16 protein-coding genes and 1 other RNA gene are annotated in these 17397 nt (G+C 53.3%); 12 read left to right on the top strand and 5 right to left on the bottom strand.

Annotated features, from left to right (window positions below; genetic code table 11):
• Nucleotides 1-56: 56 nt before the first annotated feature.
• Entirely contained in the window at nucleotides 57-875 is an 819-nt protein-coding gene (locus J4E05_RS22190) for a flagellin (protein WP_349600274.1), read from the bottom strand.
• A 201-nt stretch (nucleotides 876-1076) separates the two neighbouring features.
• Nucleotides 1077-2771 (bottom strand): EAL domain-containing protein, encoded by a 1695-nt coding sequence (locus J4E05_RS22195; protein WP_349600276.1) that lies wholly within the window; start codon nucleotides 2769-2771, stop codon nucleotides 1077-1079.
• A 396-nt stretch (nucleotides 2772-3167) separates the two neighbouring features.
• Here J4E05_RS22195 and J4E05_RS22200 point away from each other — a divergent pair, with 396 nt between their 5' ends.
• From J4E05_RS22200 to J4E05_RS22215, 4 genes are all read left to right on the top strand, one after another.
• Nucleotides 3168-3875 carry a pyrimidine 5'-nucleotidase gene (locus J4E05_RS22200; protein ID WP_085592796.1) on the top strand — a complete coding sequence of 236 codons (708 nt, stop codon included), beginning with the start codon at nucleotides 3168-3170 and terminating at the stop codon, nucleotides 3873-3875.
• 174 nt (nucleotides 3876-4049) lie between these two features.
• Nucleotides 4050-4907, top strand: coding sequence for a 2,3,4,5-tetrahydropyridine-2,6-dicarboxylate N-succinyltransferase (dapD, locus tag J4E05_RS22205; RefSeq protein WP_085592794.1), 858 nt, complete (start codon nucleotides 4050-4052; stop codon nucleotides 4905-4907).
• Between the two features lie 125 nt (nucleotides 4908-5032).
• Nucleotides 5033-6175, top strand: a complete 1143-nt coding sequence (dapE, locus tag J4E05_RS22210) for a succinyl-diaminopimelate desuccinylase (RefSeq protein ID WP_349600279.1) — start codon at nucleotides 5033-5035, stop codon at nucleotides 6173-6175.
• 174 nt (nucleotides 6176-6349) lie between these two features.
• Entirely contained in the window at nucleotides 6350-7489 is a 1140-nt protein-coding gene (locus tag J4E05_RS22215; protein ID WP_349600281.1) for a 2OG-Fe(II) oxygenase, read from the top strand.
• A 90-nt stretch (nucleotides 7490-7579) separates the two neighbouring features.
• On the opposite strand, the gene J4E05_RS22220 is transcribed toward J4E05_RS22215, so the two are convergent.
• On the bottom strand, nucleotides 7580-8188 hold the full coding sequence (locus tag J4E05_RS22220) for a glutathione S-transferase family protein (protein ID WP_349600283.1): 609 nt from the start codon (nucleotides 8186-8188) through the stop codon (nucleotides 7580-7582).
• A 199-nt stretch (nucleotides 8189-8387) separates the two neighbouring features.
• On the opposite strand from J4E05_RS22220, the gene J4E05_RS22225 reads away from it, so the two are divergent.
• Nucleotides 8388-9266, top strand: coding sequence for a LysR family transcriptional regulator (locus J4E05_RS22225; protein ID WP_085592784.1), 879 nt, complete (start codon nucleotides 8388-8390; stop codon nucleotides 9264-9266).
• A gap of 26 nt (nucleotides 9267-9292) precedes the next feature.
• Entirely contained in the window at nucleotides 9293-9715 is a 423-nt protein-coding gene (locus J4E05_RS22230) for a DUF1636 family protein (RefSeq protein WP_349600285.1), read from the top strand.
• 16 nt (nucleotides 9716-9731) lie between these two features.
• On the opposite strand, the gene J4E05_RS22235 is transcribed toward J4E05_RS22230, so the two are convergent.
• A complete protein-coding gene (locus tag J4E05_RS22235; RefSeq protein ID WP_349600287.1) occupies nucleotides 9732-10421 on the bottom strand; it encodes a transporter substrate-binding domain-containing protein in 690 nt (229 codons plus the stop codon).
• A gap of 147 nt (nucleotides 10422-10568) precedes the next feature.
• Nucleotides 10569-11495 (bottom strand): NAD(+) diphosphatase, encoded by a 927-nt coding sequence (gene nudC, locus J4E05_RS22240; RefSeq protein WP_349600289.1) that lies wholly within the window; start codon nucleotides 11493-11495, stop codon nucleotides 10569-10571.
• A gap of 171 nt (nucleotides 11496-11666) precedes the next feature.
• On the opposite strand from nudC, the gene ffs reads away from it, so the two are divergent.
• From ffs to J4E05_RS22270, 6 genes are all read left to right on the top strand, one after another.
• Nucleotides 11667-11761, top strand: an RNA gene (ffs, locus tag J4E05_RS22245) — signal recognition particle sRNA small type.
• A 285-nt stretch (nucleotides 11762-12046) separates the two neighbouring features.
• Complete coding sequence (locus J4E05_RS22250) at nucleotides 12047-13852, top strand: DNA polymerase III subunit gamma/tau (RefSeq protein WP_349600291.1); 1806 nt, start codon at nucleotides 12047-12049, stop codon at nucleotides 13850-13852.
• The gene (locus J4E05_RS22255) at nucleotides 13849-14172 is read left to right on the top strand and encodes a YbaB/EbfC family nucleoid-associated protein (RefSeq protein WP_085592774.1); all 324 of its coding nucleotides are present in this window, start codon (nucleotides 13849-13851) and stop codon (nucleotides 14170-14172) included. Before J4E05_RS22250 ends, J4E05_RS22255 begins: the two co-directional genes overlap by 4 nt.
• 118 nt (nucleotides 14173-14290) lie before the next feature.
• Complete coding sequence (gene recR / locus J4E05_RS22260) at nucleotides 14291-14878, top strand: recombination mediator RecR (protein ID WP_349600293.1); 588 nt, start codon at nucleotides 14291-14293, stop codon at nucleotides 14876-14878.
• Nucleotides 14879-15268: 390 nt separating this feature from the next.
• Complete coding sequence (locus J4E05_RS22265; RefSeq protein WP_085592770.1) at nucleotides 15269-15997, top strand: Crp/Fnr family transcriptional regulator; 729 nt, start codon at nucleotides 15269-15271, stop codon at nucleotides 15995-15997.
• Nucleotides 15957-17369 (top strand): adenylate/guanylate cyclase domain-containing protein, encoded by a 1413-nt coding sequence (locus J4E05_RS22270; RefSeq protein ID WP_085592768.1) that lies wholly within the window; start codon nucleotides 15957-15959, stop codon nucleotides 17367-17369. The genes J4E05_RS22265 and J4E05_RS22270 overlap by 41 nt, the downstream gene beginning before the upstream one ends.
• Nucleotides 17370-17397: the final 28 nt, after the last annotated feature.

Consider the following 17397-nt stretch of genomic DNA (forward strand, 5'->3'; position numbering starts at 1 on the left):
GAAATAGCCAGATTAATCAGGATCGCGCGCAAGGCGCGATCCTGTCAAAGCGGCGCCTATTGCATCAGACGGCTAAGTTTTTCGAGATTGGAATTGGAGACAGACAACGCCTGAATCGCGGAATCAAGTTTCACACCCAGTTCTGTTTGCTGCGCACTGAGTTCAGCCACATCAGCATCCATATAAACGCCCATTGCCGATTCCAGATTGGTCGATGCCGTATCAATCACGTCGGAGGCGAAATCAAACCGGGATTCAAGCGCTCCGATTTCAGCACGGCCTGAAGAAACGGTTTGAATATCTGCATCAAGAGCTGTTAACGCGGCAGTGGCATTGGTTGAATCGGTAAGGTCCGTCCCCACCAGGGTCAACGCACTGAAATCGGTTGAAAGAGTAACCTGGATGGTGGCATTCGCATCAGACGAATCAGCTGACACCAGAAAGCCTTCATCATAGGCACCATCAAGCAACTGAGTATCAAAATAGGTGGTTGATGCCACAGTCGAGGAAATTTGTGTAATCAGATCCTGATATTCCGAGTCCAGATAACCACGTTCGGTATCGGTAACCGAACCTGATGCAGCTTCGGATGCCAGTTCGTACATGCGTTCAAGAATGTCCGAGATTGCCGACAAACCGCCATCTGCCGTTTCCAGAATGGAATTGGCAACTTCCGCGTTATCGCCTGCCTGTTCCCATGCGGCATAGTCAACCGACATTGCGGTATAAACAGCCAACCCTGATGCATCATCCGACGCGGAGTTGATGCTTTTACCGCTCGACATCGCTGTCAGGACTGACGACATTTCATCGTTGGTCTTGTTCAGGTTCGATACCGCCAGTGTGGCCGACATATTGGTGTTAATACTGGGCATGACCCTGTCTCCTATATGGATATTGTGGATTTGACATACCTGCCAGCCGACCGGAATGCCGGCCGGTACAGATATCCACGCGCGGGACAGGGAAAACTGGCGCAGTTTTTTTCAAAAAAAAATGACGACCCTGAAAAAGGGTCGTCATTTGCACATCAAAACCGGCGGTAAGCCGTCATACCAGGCGATTATCTTTTTTAATTATTTTTTGCGTCCGCGTCTTGAGCGCAACTTGCGCCAATAGCTGGTAATGTCTTTTTCCGGTTTGCCAAACAAATAGCCCTGGGCAAAATCAAACCCGGCTTTGGTCACCAGATCGCGCATGTCATCGGTTTCAATCATTTCGGCCACCACTTCAACACCAAGCTGATGGCACAACCCGACCAGTGAGCGCAAAAACGCCCGCCCTTTCTGGGTTTTTAACGACTGATGGATCGACGGACCGTCAATCTTGACGTAGTCAACCTCAAGCGCGCTAAGATAATTGAAATTTGCCGCTCCGGTACCAAAATCATCCAGACAGATTTCAACGCCATACTGGCGAAACCTTGCCAGCCAGGTTGCGGCATGATCAAGGTCGGTAATTTCGGCGGTTTCAGTAATTTCTATCATAAGCTGCGGCAGCGATTCCTTGCTGCGTTCAAACAGAGCAATCACAGAACGACAAAAATCGGGGTTGGCCAGGCTGCGCCCCGAAACATTCACCGCCACCCGGGCATCAATACCTTCGTCAAGCTGCTGGCGAATCCATTTCAGGGTTCGGCGCATCATCGCCAGGTCCAGCCGGTGAATCATATTAACCTGTTCGGCAAACATGATCAGCTGATCGGTCGGGATCAATTCGCCATCTTCACGGTAAAATCGCACCAGCACTTCAAAATGATGAATTTCGGCCGATGGCAGCCTGACAATCGGTTGATAAACCGCGTCAAATTCCAGGCGGTCCACGCGCTGACCAAAATCGCGCATCGCACCAAAGGTATCATTGACCAGATTGGGCATATGCCCTGTCAGCCGTGAAAAGGTAAAATTATGTTCCTGTTTGTCGCAAAAACGACGAATGGAATAAAGCACACCGCGCGCCAGATCCCCCGGCGGCATGGCATGGGCGGTAAAATCGGTTTCGGATGTGCGAACAATAATGCCTTTACCCTGCGGGTCGGCATCCAGGGCGCATTCGGCAATACGCTGTTCCAGATCGCCAATGCGCACTTCGGGATTATGCAACATACCAAACTGGTTGGCATTAATACGCCCGGCCGTATCCCCCGCAATCGAATGGGCCCGGAAAAACGACCCGATGGTTGCCAGCATTTCATCCCGGGCCACATGTTCCATGCGGTCACATAATGGTTCAAACGCATTTAAGGTAAACAGCGAAAATTTCTGATTCTGCCCGGTTTCGCGCTGCGCCATCAACCGTTCGGTTACCACGCGCGACAGGCTTTCTTCATCAAGCAGGCCGGTGGGGCCGTCGCGACGAATGGATTGCAACACATCATGAGGCAACGAATTAACCGTGACCCGCAAGGCCACAAAAAAATGCCCCCCCAGATCGGGCAGGAAATATCCGGTCATGGATACCGGCGGGCTAATACGTTCGTCCGGGCGGTTAAATCGCACCAGCACATTGTCCATCCGGCCACGACGCCGCGCAACACGTAACATCTCGCTGACCAGCGGCCGAAAGTTGGAGGCCAGAAAATCCACAAAACGGATACCTTCGATCTGCTCTGTGCCAAGGCCCAATATGCCCTCGGATGCCCCTGATGCAAAAACGATTCGGAACTCTTCATCAAGTTCCAGCAACAGATCACCCCACACAAACGCCAGCGCCGCAAAACGGTTCCGTTCATTGCGCAAGGACGATGCGTGTTTCTTAAGGCTGTTATTCAATTGCCCCTCGCATGCCTGAAAGGCACTGTCATTTCGCTTAATTCGTAGAAATATGCCTCTCTACGAAAGCCCCCGTCATGGCGGTCTTTGCATTCCTGCAACGGTTTAATCCCTGACCGTCAATCTGACAATTAAAACCGGCTTTAGGCCTATTTGTCGAATTTTATCTGCAATAGCCAAATGAAAACCTTATTTTATGCAATTATGCAGACATAAATTCGTCCTGCAACCAGACATTTAAGGGCATCTTGCCACCTTTTGCCCAATCCTGATTGGGTCTTCTTCATCGGGCCAGGTCGCGCTATGTATGTTTTATGGGTCCAAACCCGCATATATTCGCCTATGATCTGATGCTACACCCTCAGGATCCGGACCTGTTAATATGGAACATATTTGATGAATAAAGCTGTCTTGCCGATTGATCCTGCCACATTGCCGGTTGTCACCGAAGAAAGCGTCTTGATCTTTGACCTCGACAACACATTGTATCCGTCAAGCTGCGACCTTTTTTCGCAGGTTTCCGTGCTGATCGGCAAATATGTCAGCGATTATCTTGGTCTGCCACCCGAGCAGGCATATCTGATCCAGAAAACCTATTTTCGTCAATATGGCACCACCCTGCGCGGGTTGATGCTGGAACATAAAATCGACCCGGCCGATTACCTCAACAAGGTCCATGACATTGACCTGTCAGTGGTGGCACCTGCGCCGGTTTTGTCCAATGCCCTAAACGCGCTTCCCTGCCGCAAGGTTATTTTCACAAATGCATCACGCAACCACGCCCAGCGGGTCATGGAACGCCTTGGCATTGCCGATCATTTTGAAACCATCTTTGATATTGTCGATGCCGACTATATTCCCAAACCCGAACAACAACCCTATGACCGCATGCTGGCGCGCGATGGCATTAACCCCAAAAACGCGATCTATTTTGAGGATATGGCCAAAAACCTGTTGCCAGCCAAGGACATGGGCATGACCACTGTTTGGGTGCATAGCGATTCCGACTGGGCACATGAAGGCCGCGACGACCCGCGCATCGACCATGAAACAGATGACCTGCCCGCGTTTCTGGAAATGCTGGTGGCAAAATCGGCCCGCTGATCGGGCAGGAAAACCACCATCGCCATAATTATTTCACCTTCCTGCACTGACGCAGGAACGGTTGAAAGATATAATCAGTCAAAATACGCAGACAGGCAGAGTTGACTTGACGGTCTGCTTTGCCCATTCTCCGCCGCGAAGAAAAAACCAGCCACACCGCAAGGACGACCATAGATGGACAAGATGGAACTTGAAGGCGTGATCAATGTCGCATGGGAAAACCGCGACCAGATCACCTCGGCCACCAAGGGCGAAACCCGCAAAGCTGTCGAGCAGACCCTGGCTGCCCTTGATAGCGGTACATTGCGCGTGGCTGAAAAATCACCCGAAAAAAACGACGGCCAGTGGACCGTGAACCAGTGGGCGAAAAAGGCGGTTTTGCTGTCTTTCCGCCTTAACGACATGACCACCATTCCTGGTGGTCCTGGCGAAAACACCAACTGGTGGGACAAGGTTCCGTCGAAATTTGCCGGTTGGGGTGATGAAGAATTTAAAGCCGCCGGTTTTCGTGCCGTTCCGGGCAGCATTGTGCGCCGCTCGGCCTATATCGCGCCGGGTACGGTTTTAATGCCCAGCTTTGTCAATCTGGGTGCCTATGTTGATAGCGGCGTGATGGTGGATACCTGGGCAACCGTTGGGTCCTGTGCCCAGATCGGCAAAAACGTGCATCTTTCGGGCGGAGCCGGTATTGGTGGCGTGCTGGAACCCCTGCAGGCCGGCCCGGTCATTATTGAAGACAATGCCTTTATCGGCGCACGTTCGGAAATTGTTGAAGGCGTGATTGTCGAAGAAGGTGCCGTCATTTCGATGGGTGTTTTCATTGGTGCCTCCACCAAGATCATCGACCGTGAAACCGGTGAAATCTTTGTCGGCCGTGTTCCGGCCTATTCGGTCGTGGTTCCGGGCTCACTTCCTGGCAAGCCGCTGCCCAACGGCAAGCCTGGCCCCAGCCTCTATTGTGCGGTGATCATCAAACGCGTTGATGAAAAAACCCGTTCCAAAACCTCGATCAACGAATTGCTGCGCGATTGATCGCTGTCAGCCGATGATGTGATTGATTATAAAGGGACGAAAGCGCACATCGCGTTTTCGTCCCTTGCCATGTTTGTGCCCTGCATGTTTGTTCCCCGCCCCCCCCCCGCAAAAGAGATTGCCCCATGTCCTCCGCTGCCCTGTCCCTTGCCCAGTCGCTGATCCGTTGCCCGTCTGTTACCCCGGCTGATGCCGGCGCATTGGATGTTTTGCAAACCGCCCTTGAACAGCGCGGGTTCGAGGTTAAACGCAAACTGTTTGAAGAAGACGGCTGGGACAGCATCGATAATCTTTATGCCCGCCGGGGCAGCAAAGGCCGTAATTTTTGCTTTGCCGGACATACGGATGTCGTACCTGCCGGCGATGAAGCAGCATGGACGGTTGCACCTTTTGGCGGCGAAATCGTTGACGGACGCCTTTTTGGCCGCGGTGCGGTGGACATGAAAACAGGTATTGCCTGTTTTGTCGGTGCGCTGGACCGTTTTTTGGAAGCCAACCCCGATTTTGACGAAAGCATCAGCCTGCTGATTACCGGCGACGAAGAAGCCGATGCGGTGAATGGTACCATCAAACTTCTTGAATGGTGTGACGCGCACGGCGAAAAATTTGATGCCTGTCTGGTCGGCGAGCCAACCAACCCCAAATATCTGGGCCAGATGATGAAGGTTGGCCGACGCGGATCTATCACCGGCTGGGTCACGGTTTATGGTGCGCAAGGGCATGTGGCCTATCCCCATTTGGCCGATAACCCGGTCCCACGCCTGATCCGCGTGCTAGATGCCCTGACATCGCGCGAACTTGATACCGGTACCGATCATTTCCAGCCCAGCAACCTGGAAATCACCACCATTGATGCCAACAACCCGGCAACCAATATCGTACCAGCCAAGGTCAGTGCCGCGTTTAACATCCGCTTTAACGACACCCATCAGGGCTATGAGCTGGAAAAATGGATCCGTGATACCTGTGCCGCGCACGCAGGGGCACATGACCTGAAGGTTAAAATATCGGGCGAAGCCTTTTTGTCCGAGCCGGGCAAACTGGCCGGGCTGATTGCCGATGCATCCGAAAAAATCACCGGCCACCGCCCTGAAATGTCAACCACAGGGGGCACATCCGATGCCCGCTTTATTCACAAATATTGCGAAGTGGCCGAATTTGGCCTGGTCGGGCAAAGCATGCACAAAGTCGACGAACATGCCATGGTCGAGGATATCGACAATCTGGTTCTGATCTATGAAGAATTACTAACCCGGTTTTTCGACTGAAATCTGTTGATATGCCCGGCACAAGCCAAAAGCAGAAAACGTGTGATTAAGCGATATTTTGCTGTCGCTTGCCAATAACGCGCCGACACCGCTATGATCAGGCCGGGCATAAATTTATGATGCCCGACCTGTAATGCCTTTTGTCCCGCCTGTTTTTGCCGGATTCCCCAAATCATGAAAAAACCCGTTCCTGCCGCTGCATCGGCTGCCCCGGCGGCCAAGGCCACTCCTCAAACCGTTCTTGCCTGTTATAAAGGCGACCCGGTGCCGCGTATTTCCCTGCCCGGCCTGGATGGCAAACCGGTTGACCTGACCGATCAGCGCATCGCAGGCGACAGCCTGGTTTTATGGGTGGGGCCGGAGCTGCCGTCGCACGATGATTTTAAAATCGCCCGTGGCTTTGCCGAACAAATGTCTGACGCCCATATTCGGTTATATCGGATAATTGTCGGCACAAAAGCCAGCTTAAGCGACGATTTTCTGGCAGAAATCCCCGATTTTGTGACCATCCTGTTTGATCCCGAAAACCGCCTGATGCCGGTATTTGACATTACCAAAACCAGCTTTATTGTTATTCGGCCCGATGGGCGTCTGGGCGGCGTTTTTACATCGCACACACCGATGAACGGCTTTGAAATGGCGATGGGCTATTGCCAGGCCAACCACGACATAACACCCTTTACAATTATTCAGCGTCAGGCCCCGGTTCTGGTCATCGATAATGTGCTGGAACCGGCATTGTGTGACCAGTTGCTGGCGTATTGGCGCACAGGCGACAAACAGGCCAATGGCGTTTCCAAAGGTGGGGAAACCAACCAAAGCGGCGATGCCGCCATCAAGGTGCGCAACGATGTCGTATTGCTTGATGAAAAACTGTTTACTGCGGTCAAAAACCGCATCGTCAAACGGGTACTGCCCGAAATTTTCAAGGCATTCCAGTTTCAGACCGCCAGCATGGAAGCCCTGCGCATTGGTAATTATCATAGCAATGACAAAGGGTTTTTTGGCCGCCACCGCGATAATAAAACCACCTTTACTGCCCATCGCCGTTTTGCCGTGTCGCTTAATTTAAACCCGCTGACCTACGAAGGCGGGCAGGTCAATTTCCCCGAATATGGCCAGGCGCTTTATGCGCCGCCCCAGGGGGGTGCCTTGATTTTTTCATGCTCGTTATTGCACGAAGCCATGCCGGTTACCAAAGGCGAACGTTTTGGTATTTTCACTTTTCTGACCGATGCAGCCGGGGCACGTCACGAACAGGAAATGATTGCCAAACATCGCGGTACGGTTCAGCCGCTCAGCATGAAAAAATGACCGCCAAAATCAGCCTTTTACCCACGCGCACATCAAGACAGGCCGGGAAATACTGTTAGCCCCCGGCCTGTTTTCACTCACAGGCCAGTATCACGGTTTCCACGTGATCGGCACATAGTCCGGCAAGGCTGCAAACCGCGCAATCCAGCGATTAATTCCGGGAAACCGGCTCATATCAATTCCGCCTTCGTCCGCTACATGGGTATAGGCATAAAGGGAAATATCGGCGATCGAACATTGCGCGCCCACCAGCCAGTCATGGTCCTTCAGGCGGTTTTCCATCACATCGAGTGCATTTTGTGCTCCGGCCTGCTTAAATGGCAACATGACCTGTCCGTAGTCAGGCATGCCCTTCACACTCATCCAGGACCGCAACACAGCAACATTGGGTTCGTGTTCGTATTGCTCAAAAAACAGCCATTGAATGGCCGCTGCACGTTGCCATTTATCTTCAGGCAACCATTGCGTACCTTCAGCCAGGAAAAGCAAAACAGAATTGCTTTCCACCAATACGTGCCCATCCTCGAATTCCAGTGCCGGAATACGCCCAACCGGATTAATGCGGGTTAAAAAATCCCCGGTGCGGGTTTCACCCTTTGTCAGGTCGTATTCGGTCAGGGAAAATTTCTGCCCCAAAAAACGTAAAAGCAGCCGGATCTTATAGCCATTACCCGACGGCAAAAAATCATGCAAAATCATGGTTTCATTCCTGAATATCTATCTGTTTTCATGAACTCTGGCGATCGGGCCGGCCCCGCCTGGCTATATTTGCCACTGGTACCGTGGCAAACAATCGAATAGTTTTGATGTTATTGGTCAATTTTATTGATGATTATTTCTGATCGATCTACCGCTATCATATCCGGACAGCCCCAATTGACAGACAGGACATCGTCTTATGGATGCCGACCTTTTGCGCAGTTTTGTTTCCTTTGCCGAATGCGGCAGTTTTAACCGGGCAGCTGACCGCGTGGGCAGAACGCCATCGGCCTTTTCCATGCAAATGAAACGGCTGGAAGAAACCATGGGCCAAAAACTGTTTAGCCGCGAAGGGCGCAATGTCACCCTGACCAACGAAGGCATTACCCTGGTAGGTTATGCCCGGCGTATTCTTTCGTTACAGGATGAAGCACGGGAAAGTATCCGGGGTGAAACCATATCACGCCCCGTTCGTATCGGCTGCCCCGATGATTATGCAGAAAAAATCCTGCCTGTGGTGATGCGTGCCATTCGTGACATTCACCCGGCTGTACAGTTTTTCATCTCGATCAACCCGACCATCATTTTGCGCCGGATGCTTGATCAGGGCGAACTGGATTTAACCATTATCAGCCGGTCGGAAAAAGGCGAGGAAGGGTATTTTTTACGTCGCGAGGCCGGTGTCTGGGCCACATCGGCACAACATCAACAGCACCTCAAAAATCCGCTACCATTGGTTCTGCCTGCCGAAGATTGCAAATTTCACGCCTGGGCAATTGACGCAATTTCAAAATCAGGCCGGGCGTTTCAATTGCTGGCAACGACCCGGCAGGCCGCATCGCTTTTGCATCTGGTGCGCGACGGGCTTGGTGTGGCGGCCCTGGCCGCGATTACAGTGAATGACAGCTTGCAAATCCTTGACCATAGCGACGGTTTCCCCCCTCTTCCGGCGGTCGGCATTGCCTTGCTGATCAACGAGGCCGCCCACCCGATGATCAACCGCCAACTTGCAAGCAACGTTCAACTTCGTGTAAGTGACGCATTCGAACCGGCCAAAACCATCCGCCAGACCGCATGACCCCCAACCCGGATAGACACCGCATAATGACTGCCAATACCGCCAATCCGCCCAAGGCCCGACTTAATATTTGCATTACCTGCCGTGCCAGCGCCGGTGCTTCTGATACCGCCGGCAACAGCGAAACAGACGCAACCCGCCATCGTGATGGCAAACGGCTTTATGATGCCTTATCGCACGAAATGGCAACCCGCACCGACCCGGCATCGTTCGATATTGTGCCGGTTGAATGCCTGAGCAATTGCAAATCGGGATGTTCTGTCGCCCTGAGCGCGGCGGGAAAATGGGGGTATGTTTACGGCAACCTGACAATCGAAGATCATGCCGCCGATATTTTAAAACTGGCCGAGGCCTATGCCAATGCGGAAGCCGGCCTAGTTGCATGGCGTGAACGCCCTGAAACCGTTCGGCGCAATGTTATCGCCCGCATCCCGCCAATCGGGAATTAGCAATTCGCCATCCGCATCAGGGTAACACACCGCGATGCCACCGCGACCAAACCGGGGCAATGGCATTTTCGGCCCGCAAATCATTAAGGTAACTGTTATATCGTTCAACCGTAATCGGGGCATTGCGCGATATAACAGATGCAAGCTGATAGCTGTTATCGGCACGCGGCCCCATCGCAATGCGGTCGGCCAAATCGGCAACATGGCTAAATTTGCGCGACATAAACCCGGCGGACACCACACCAATTTCAGCATCACCACGAATCACGGCTTCAAGCACTTCGGGTTCATTATACAGCAATGAAATATCAAGCAGCCGGGTCAGCTGTTTGGGGTCGTCGCGAAAATCGGCGAACTTATAATGAAACCCCAACACCCCGGCAATGGAACGCTCCAGCACATTATTGAAATATGAGGGACCGGGTACCCGCGCACGACCCGCCACCAGAATATCGTATTCCCAGACAATCGGTGTCGAAAACCCGACATCGCGACCACGCCAGTTCCAGTCCGGATTTTGGAGCAGGATCATATCGATCCGTCCCGACGCCAGATCGTTATAACGACGACGGGAAGATGTTTCGACGGTCACAAAATGATAATCGCCCTGCACTTCATTCAGGCGGCGGACCAGATCGTGGGCAAACCCTGTTTCCTTGTCGTGCAGGTAAAAATGCACCACGCTGTATTCATAAACCCCAACCATAACATCGGTTCTGTGTTGGGCGACAGCCGGACTTGAGGCAAAGACCAAGGCTAAAAAACATAATAGCCGACATATCATCCTGTCCATTTTCCTCACATATAAGGTCAGTTTATTTTGGTGATCTGACTATATTTGGGAAAGTTAAATTCAAATACGACCCTGCGTCCAGTTTTCCAGCAAATAACGTGCAATCGAGATTTCACGCGGTAACTTGATACCCCGGCTGCCCAGATCATGCACATCATTGCGATGCACCCACATCGCATATTCAATTTCGTTATTATCGATTGTGATGTTGGTATCTTCGGCTTCACACACAAAACCCAACATCAAAGAACCCGGAAAAGGCCAGGGTTGAGACGCAATATAACGCGGCATTTTTGTGCGAATGCCTACTTCTTCAAACACTTCTCGCTGCACCGCCTGCTCCAGGGTTTCGCCCGGCTCGACAAAACCAGCCAGCACCGACACCATATCGGGTAGAAATTGCGGCGAACGTGCCAGCAAAACATGGTCATCATGATGCACCAGCATGATCACCGCCGGGTCGGTCCGCGGAAAATGCGCAGTGCCACAAGCCTGATTGGAACATTGCAACCGATAGCCCGCCTCGGCGATATGATTAGGATGACCGCACACCCCGCAAAACCGGTGCCGTGCCTGCCATAAAAACAAAGCACGCGCCTGTGCGGCAAGGGCGGCTTCCTCGTGGGGCAAGGCCGCCATGCGGGTGCGCATATCGCCAAAGGCCCCGTTAAGCGCGCTGGCTGCCTGATCGCGATCGGTTTCGAGTGGCGATACATCAAGGGCGATGACCGGCCCGCTGGCATGGCGCCCAAGATAAGCCCAGTTTGCCGCCTCGTGATCAAAATCAAGCTGCAACAGCCGGGCAGCATCAAGCATGACAATATCATGTTCGCCGCTTTCCTCGGGCTGGACAAATAGCGGGTCACCGCCATGGCATATCAGAATACGTACATCGGATTCGCGCAAAACCTGTTGCCGCCACCGCGATGAACCGCGAATTTCTGCGTCGCGATCAAACCCGACAGACGCATAAAACAACTGTTCCATTTCCTACCTGCAAATAATGACCGCCGCAGCCCATGTTGTGCGCCAGCCGTACATTTAAATTTGCCAGAGATTAGACCGCCAACCCCGCCCAGGCAAAGGCCGAACATGGACTTTATAAAAATTCCCAATCGGCCCTTGCGTTTTTAAACGCCCTGCGCGATATAGGGGGCGAGAGGCTGGTCGTGGACGGACCGCTCGCCAACCCGGTCAGGACCGGAAGGTAGCAGCCGTAACGAGTTTTTCCGGGTCGCGGTCCAGTCTCTCACCCTTGCAACAACGGTCCATTCCGGTTGCGTTTCTCCATATTCACATATTGGTTTGTCTTATTTATCGCTGGCGTTGTCATGCGTTGGGTAAATTTATGTGCAAATGCAAGTGGCCGGCACCCGGTATCACCCCATATATTGACAGGAAACAAACCGATATATGGGATCACGGGCGCAAATGCTGCATCAATGCAGAGATCGGCCTTTGCCCGTGATGCCCGATGCTGTTAAAACACAATCGCGCACCATATCATGCGCGTACCACAAACATGCCGGACCGGATGAATGACGGATCAGATCCAGACCGCCAGCCCAGATACGCCCAAAAGCGAATATCAGGTACTGGCTCGCAAATATCGGCCCAAATCGTTCGACGAACTGATCGGGCACGGGCCGATGGTCAAGACCCTTTCCAATGCGCTGGAAAGCGGGCGGCTGGCCCATGCCTTTATTCTGACCGGGGTGCGCGGCATTGGTAAAACCACCACGGCACGTATCATTGCGCGCGCACTTAACTGCGTTGGCCCCGATGGGACTGGTGGCCCCACCATTGAGCCCTGCGGGGTTTGCCAGCATTGCCGCGCCATTGCCGAAGACCGCGATGTCGATGTCATGGAAATGGACGCCGCGTCGCGCACGGGTGTTGATGACATTCGCGAGTTGATTGAAGGGGTGCGCTATCGCCCGACATCGGCACGTTACAAGATTTACATCATCGACGAAGTGCACATGCTGTCGAAAAGTGCGTTTAACGCGCTTCTGAAAACGCTGGAAGAACCGCCAGAGCATGTGAAATTCATTTTCGCAACCACCGAAATTCGCAAAATTCCCATCACGGTGCTGTCGCGTTGCCAGCGGTTTGATTTGCGCCGGGTGCAAACCGACGAACTGGTCGCCCATTACAAGCGCATCGCCGGGCTGGAAAATGCCGAGATTGAAGACGAAGCTCTGGCGTTAATTGCACGTGCCGCCGATGGTTCGGTCCGCGATGGCATGAGCCTGCTCGACCAGGCGATTTCGCATGGCGCGGGCAAGGTCACCACCCAGCAGGTGCGTGACATGCTGGGCCTGTCGGACCGGTCACGGATCTTTGATTTGTTTGATCTGACCATGAAGGGTGAAATCAACGAAGCCTTGGAATTGCTCGGCGCGCAATATGCACTGGGCGGTGACCCGGCCGTGATGTTGCAGGATTTACTGGACCTGACCCATTGGTTAACCCGGGTAAAACTGGCACCTGATGCCGCAAACGACCCAGGTGTTTCACAAATTGAACGTGAACGGGGCCGCGAAATTGCCGCCAAGCTGGCAATGCCGCAATTGACCCGCGCGTGGCAGATGCTGCTTAAAGGGCTGGAAGAAACCCGGATTGCCCCATCGCCGATTCAGGCTGCCGAAATGATTTTGATCCGCCTGGCCTATGCCGCGGAAATGCCATCTCCAGGTGATTTGATTAAAAAGCTGAAATCGGGCCTGAATGGCCCGGCAGCAGGCAATAACGGCCCCGCCGGCGGCGGCAATGGCGGTGGTGGTGGTGGGCCACGGATGCAGGTTGTAAATGGTGGCGGCAATGCCGCACGGGCCATTTCACACCAACATGCCCCGGCCCCCCAGCAGGCCGACCAGCCTGTTTATGCCAAAATGCCCGAAAGCCTTGAAGACGTGGTGGCCTTGCTATCGGCAGACCGGGAAACCACCGGCCTTGCCATTCAGGTGAAAAACTATCTTCATCTGGTGAAATTTGAGAAAGGCCGAATTGATTTTCGGCCCGCGCGCGGCGCAAATGCCGATTTATCAAGCCAACTGATCAAGGCGCTTAACGGCCTGACCGGGCAGCGCTGGATTGTATCGGTTTCCGAGCGCGAACAGGGTGCCGCTACCCTGAAAGAACAGGAACTTGAAGAACTTGAACAGCGCAAGGCGGATGCGTCACTTGATCCGCTGGTGAAGGCTGTTCTTGAAGGATTTCCATCGTCAAAAATCGTCGCGGTGCATTTACCGGTAAATCAAACCCCGGAACTGGCCGAAGGCGATGACAGTGGGTCGGTTTATGATGATGCGTTTTATCTCGAAGGAGACGACGAGCTATGAAGAACCTTGCAGGGATGATGAAACAAGCCCAGCAGATGCAGTCCAAAATGCAGGAAATGCAGGAAAAACTGGTTGAGCTGGAAGTTGAAGGCCAGTCCGGTGCCGGCATGGTCAAGGTAATGTTGAATGGCAAAGGCGAAATGCGCGGCCTTAGCATCGATAAAACCATTGTCGATCCGGATGACGTCGAAGTCCTCGAAGACCTGATCGTTGCGGCCTATAACGATGCCAAGGTTAAGGTCGAAGCCACGGTTTCGGAAAAAATGAAAGACGTAACCGGGGGCATGAACCTGCCCGAAGGCTTCAAACTGCCATTTTAAAACGGGCCGTTACCGGTGCGAATGACACCGGGAAACGACACCATATAAGGGCGGCATTGCGCCGCCCTTTATTTTTGTGCCAGAAATGACGCATTGCCATCTGTGATACAGGAAAATCATGACAGGACGGGAAATAGACAATCTGATCAAATTGCTGGCCCGGTTACCCGGCCTTGGGCCACGTTCGGCCCGACGCGCGGTATTGCAGATGTTGAAAAAACCCGAAACCCTGATGATACCGCTGGCCCACGCCCTTGAAGAAACAGCACGTGCCATGACCAACTGCGCCGTTTGCGGCAATGTCGATGTGACAGATCCCTGTCATATCTGCGCGAGCCACAATCGCCAGCGCGACATGATTTGCGTGGTCGAGGAAGTGCAGGATTTATGGGCGCTGGAACGCGGATCATCGTTTAAGGGGTTGTATCATGTTTTGGGCGGCACATTATCCCCGCTTGATGGCATCGGCCCCGAAGATTTGCGCATAGACCAGCTTGTATCACGCGTGGTCGATACCGGCGTCAATGAGGTGATTCTAGCCACAAACCTGACCGTCGATGGACAAACCACTGCCCATTATATTACCGAACGTCTGCTTGAAACCGGGGTTAAAGTCACCCGGCTGGCGCATGGCGTACCGGTCGGTGGTGAACTCGATTATCTTGATGACGGCACCCTTACTGCCGCCCTGCGTGCGCGCAGCTAACAAGTCAATATCGCCACATAAATAACGGTATTTTATCCGTTGTGCCCTGGTGCAATAACCTGCCATCAAAAAAATCCGGCCCCACTGCGAACAGCGAGACCGGAAAAAGCAAGATTGATAACATCGAGCTTACCGGAACGATATTTATGCCAATCACATCTCGGGGAAAACGCAACTGGCAACGATATTCCGGCATGGCGACAATCCGGGGAGTCCGATTGCCGCCAAAAGACACCAGTATCCGGGTGAATATCACGCAAAAAGCACACTTTTTTGTGCAAGCCACAGAAAGACCGGGCAAAAGGCTTGCCGCTTATGTACCTTTTCGTGATACGTTGGAACTTCGGTAGTCTCCGATCCTTACGTTACGCCTTCTCCCCTGAGGACGCAGTGAACAGTTTCACAACACCACCACAGTTTGCAAAAGTCGCCTCGCGCATTCTCGCAGGTAGCTTTTTATTCGAAGACCTTGATCCGGCCCTGCTGGAGCAATTATCAGAATCCGCCACCATCAAACGGTTGGCGGACGGTGATTTATTGTTTGAAAAAGGTGACCCTGCCGATGGGCTTTATGCCGTTGAGGCAGGCAAAATCCGTATTTCCAGCCTGTCAGGTTCGGGCAAGGAAATTGTCCTTAACGTGCTGGCACCCGGCGCTGTTTTTGGCGAAATCGCCTTGCTTGACAGCGAACCACGCACGGCAAGTGCGCGTGCGGTTGGCCCTACGCGGCTGCTTTATATTTCGCGGGATAATTTCTTCGAGATTTTTGACCGCGAAACCGAATTGCGCCGCCATATCACGGCCCTTTTGTGCCGTCGCCTGCGCTGGGTCAGTGCACTGCTGGAAGATGCCAATTTCCTGGACTTAACCGCCCGTTTGATCAAACGCCTGCTATGGCTGGCCGAACGTCATGGCGGGCCGGACCCGGAAGGCATTCGAATTGCGCTGCCACTTTCACAACAGGAACTGGGCTATATGCTGGGCGTCACCCGCGAGGCCGTAAACAAAAAGCTGCGGGAACTGGAAAAAGCCGGCCTGATTACACGCCGCGATGGTCGTTTGGTCATACGTGACAAGGATGGCCTGGCTGAATTACTGGCCAATGCAAGCAAGTCCTGAAAAACCAACCCTGTTTGACCGCCTGGTCGACCGTGAAGAACGGCGGGGGTTGTTTGTCGTTGCGTTTTTGCGCATCGCCATGCTGGCTTTCATCCTGTTGCTGTTTAGCAAATCCAACACCCCCAGCGGCGAGCTGTATTCGCTGCTGGAGGTGTTGACGTGGTTTATTCCCGGCGTTGCCATTCAAATATTTGTCGCCTATCGCGGGCATAACTGGCGCTGGCTGCTCTATGTGCTGGCCATTACCGATGCCTTGCTGATTGTGTATGTCTCGGTCGTGCCAGACCCGCGCCACCCGCTGATCGACCACGAAGCATGGGTGTACAGTTTTGTTGCGCGTGATCGTGGCATCGTCTTTTCCATGATCATGATGGCGCTGGTTATTCTGACCTTTTCACCACGCCTGATTTTATGGTTCGGCCTATGGTTGTTCAATGCTTGGGTCATCGGCATTATCTGGCTGGTTAATCGGCCCGGCATCCTGATTTCGCAGCATTTTGGCGACCAATGGAGCCCCGGAGAAAACGGCCAGGTGCCGCTTTATAACCGGCCGGAATATCTGGATGTTTCCGCACTCGCAGAACAGGTGGTGATTGTTGTTGTCTTTACCCTGGCCTGTGCTGTGATGGTGGCAAGGCTGCGTATTCTGATCCGTCAGTTTGCCGCCGCCGAACGCGCACACGGCAATCTTGCGCGCTATTTTCCTGCGGCCCTGGCCGACCAGCTGGCCGAACGCGACGAACCGATCCGCATTGGTGAACGGCGCGAATGTGTGGTGCTGTTTGCCGATATTATCGGCTTTTCCAGCTATGCCGAAAACCGTGACCCGCAAGATGTCATGCGCCTTCTGAACCGATTTCATGGCACCATGACCACGCAGGTTGCGTCCTATGGCGGGATTGTCGAAAAATATATCGGCGATGCAATGATGGCCAGCTTTGGTGCCTTTGATGCCATGTCGTGCCCCACCGCCAATGCCCTGTCGGCGGCCCAGGCGATGATTGAACGTATTCGCGACTGGCACGCACAGGACCCCGCCGATAGCACCTTGCCATTGCGCATTGGCGTAGGTTTGCATTATGGCCCGGCGGTGGTTGGCGATATTGGCGAAGGCGAATCGGTTACGCCTGCGGTAATTGGCGCAACGGTTAACCTTGCCAGCCGACTGGAACGGGCAACCCGCACCCTCAATGCCGAACTTGTCATGAGCGAGGATTTCGCCCGCCAGCTTGAAAAAGAGTTACCCCGCACCGGTCACATGTTTCTAAATGCCCTGCCAAGCCGGGATACCATTCGCGTCAAAGGGTTTTCCGCCCCGATCCCAGTCCGGTTTCAATCGCGTAAACGCACAAAATCAACCCTCGCCGTGTGATATAGGCACCTGCCCAGGAATTTCATCT

It is taken from the genome of Thalassospira sp. NFXS8, from assembly GCF_040148805.1.
GTDB lineage: Bacteria > Pseudomonadota > Alphaproteobacteria > Rhodospirillales > Thalassospiraceae > Thalassospira.

What these genes read in the sequence shown, in the direction of transcription:
- J4E05_RS22270 (WP_085592768.1), top strand. Translation starts at nt 15,957, where the DNA reads ATGGCCTGGCTGAATTACTGGCCAATGCAAGCAAGTCCTGAAAAACCA.
- J4E05_RS22250 (WP_349600291.1), top strand. Translation starts at nt 12,047, where the DNA reads ATGACGGATCAGATCCAGACCGCCAGCCCAGATACGCCCAAAAGCGAA.
- J4E05_RS22190 (WP_349600274.1), bottom strand. Translation starts at nt 875, where the DNA reads ATGCCCAGTATTAACACCAATATGTCGGCCACACTGGCGGTATCGAAC.
- J4E05_RS22215 (WP_349600281.1), top strand. Translation starts at nt 6,350, where the DNA reads ATGAAAAAACCCGTTCCTGCCGCTGCATCGGCTGCCCCGGCGGCCAAG.
- J4E05_RS22225 (WP_085592784.1), top strand. Translation starts at nt 8,388, where the DNA reads ATGGATGCCGACCTTTTGCGCAGTTTTGTTTCCTTTGCCGAATGCGGC.
- J4E05_RS22235 (WP_349600287.1), bottom strand. Translation starts at nt 10,421, where the DNA reads ATGGTTGGGGTTTATGAATACAGCGTGGTGCATTTTTACCTGCACGAC.
- J4E05_RS22200 (WP_085592796.1), top strand. Translation starts at nt 3,168, where the DNA reads ATGAATAAAGCTGTCTTGCCGATTGATCCTGCCACATTGCCGGTTGTC.
- dapE (WP_349600279.1), top strand. Translation starts at nt 5,033, where the DNA reads ATGTCCTCCGCTGCCCTGTCCCTTGCCCAGTCGCTGATCCGTTGCCCG.
- J4E05_RS22255 (WP_085592774.1), top strand. Translation starts at nt 13,849, where the DNA reads ATGAAGAACCTTGCAGGGATGATGAAACAAGCCCAGCAGATGCAGTCC.
- recR (WP_349600293.1), top strand. Translation starts at nt 14,291, where the DNA reads ATGACAGGACGGGAAATAGACAATCTGATCAAATTGCTGGCCCGGTTA.
- J4E05_RS22220 (WP_349600283.1), bottom strand. Translation starts at nt 8,188, where the DNA reads ATGATTTTGCATGATTTTTTGCCGTCGGGTAATGGCTATAAGATCCGG.
- nudC (WP_349600289.1), bottom strand. Translation starts at nt 11,495, where the DNA reads ATGGAACAGTTGTTTTATGCGTCTGTCGGGTTTGATCGCGACGCAGAA.
- J4E05_RS22230 (WP_349600285.1), top strand. Translation starts at nt 9,293, where the DNA reads ATGACTGCCAATACCGCCAATCCGCCCAAGGCCCGACTTAATATTTGC.
- dapD (WP_085592794.1), top strand. Translation starts at nt 4,050, where the DNA reads ATGGACAAGATGGAACTTGAAGGCGTGATCAATGTCGCATGGGAAAAC.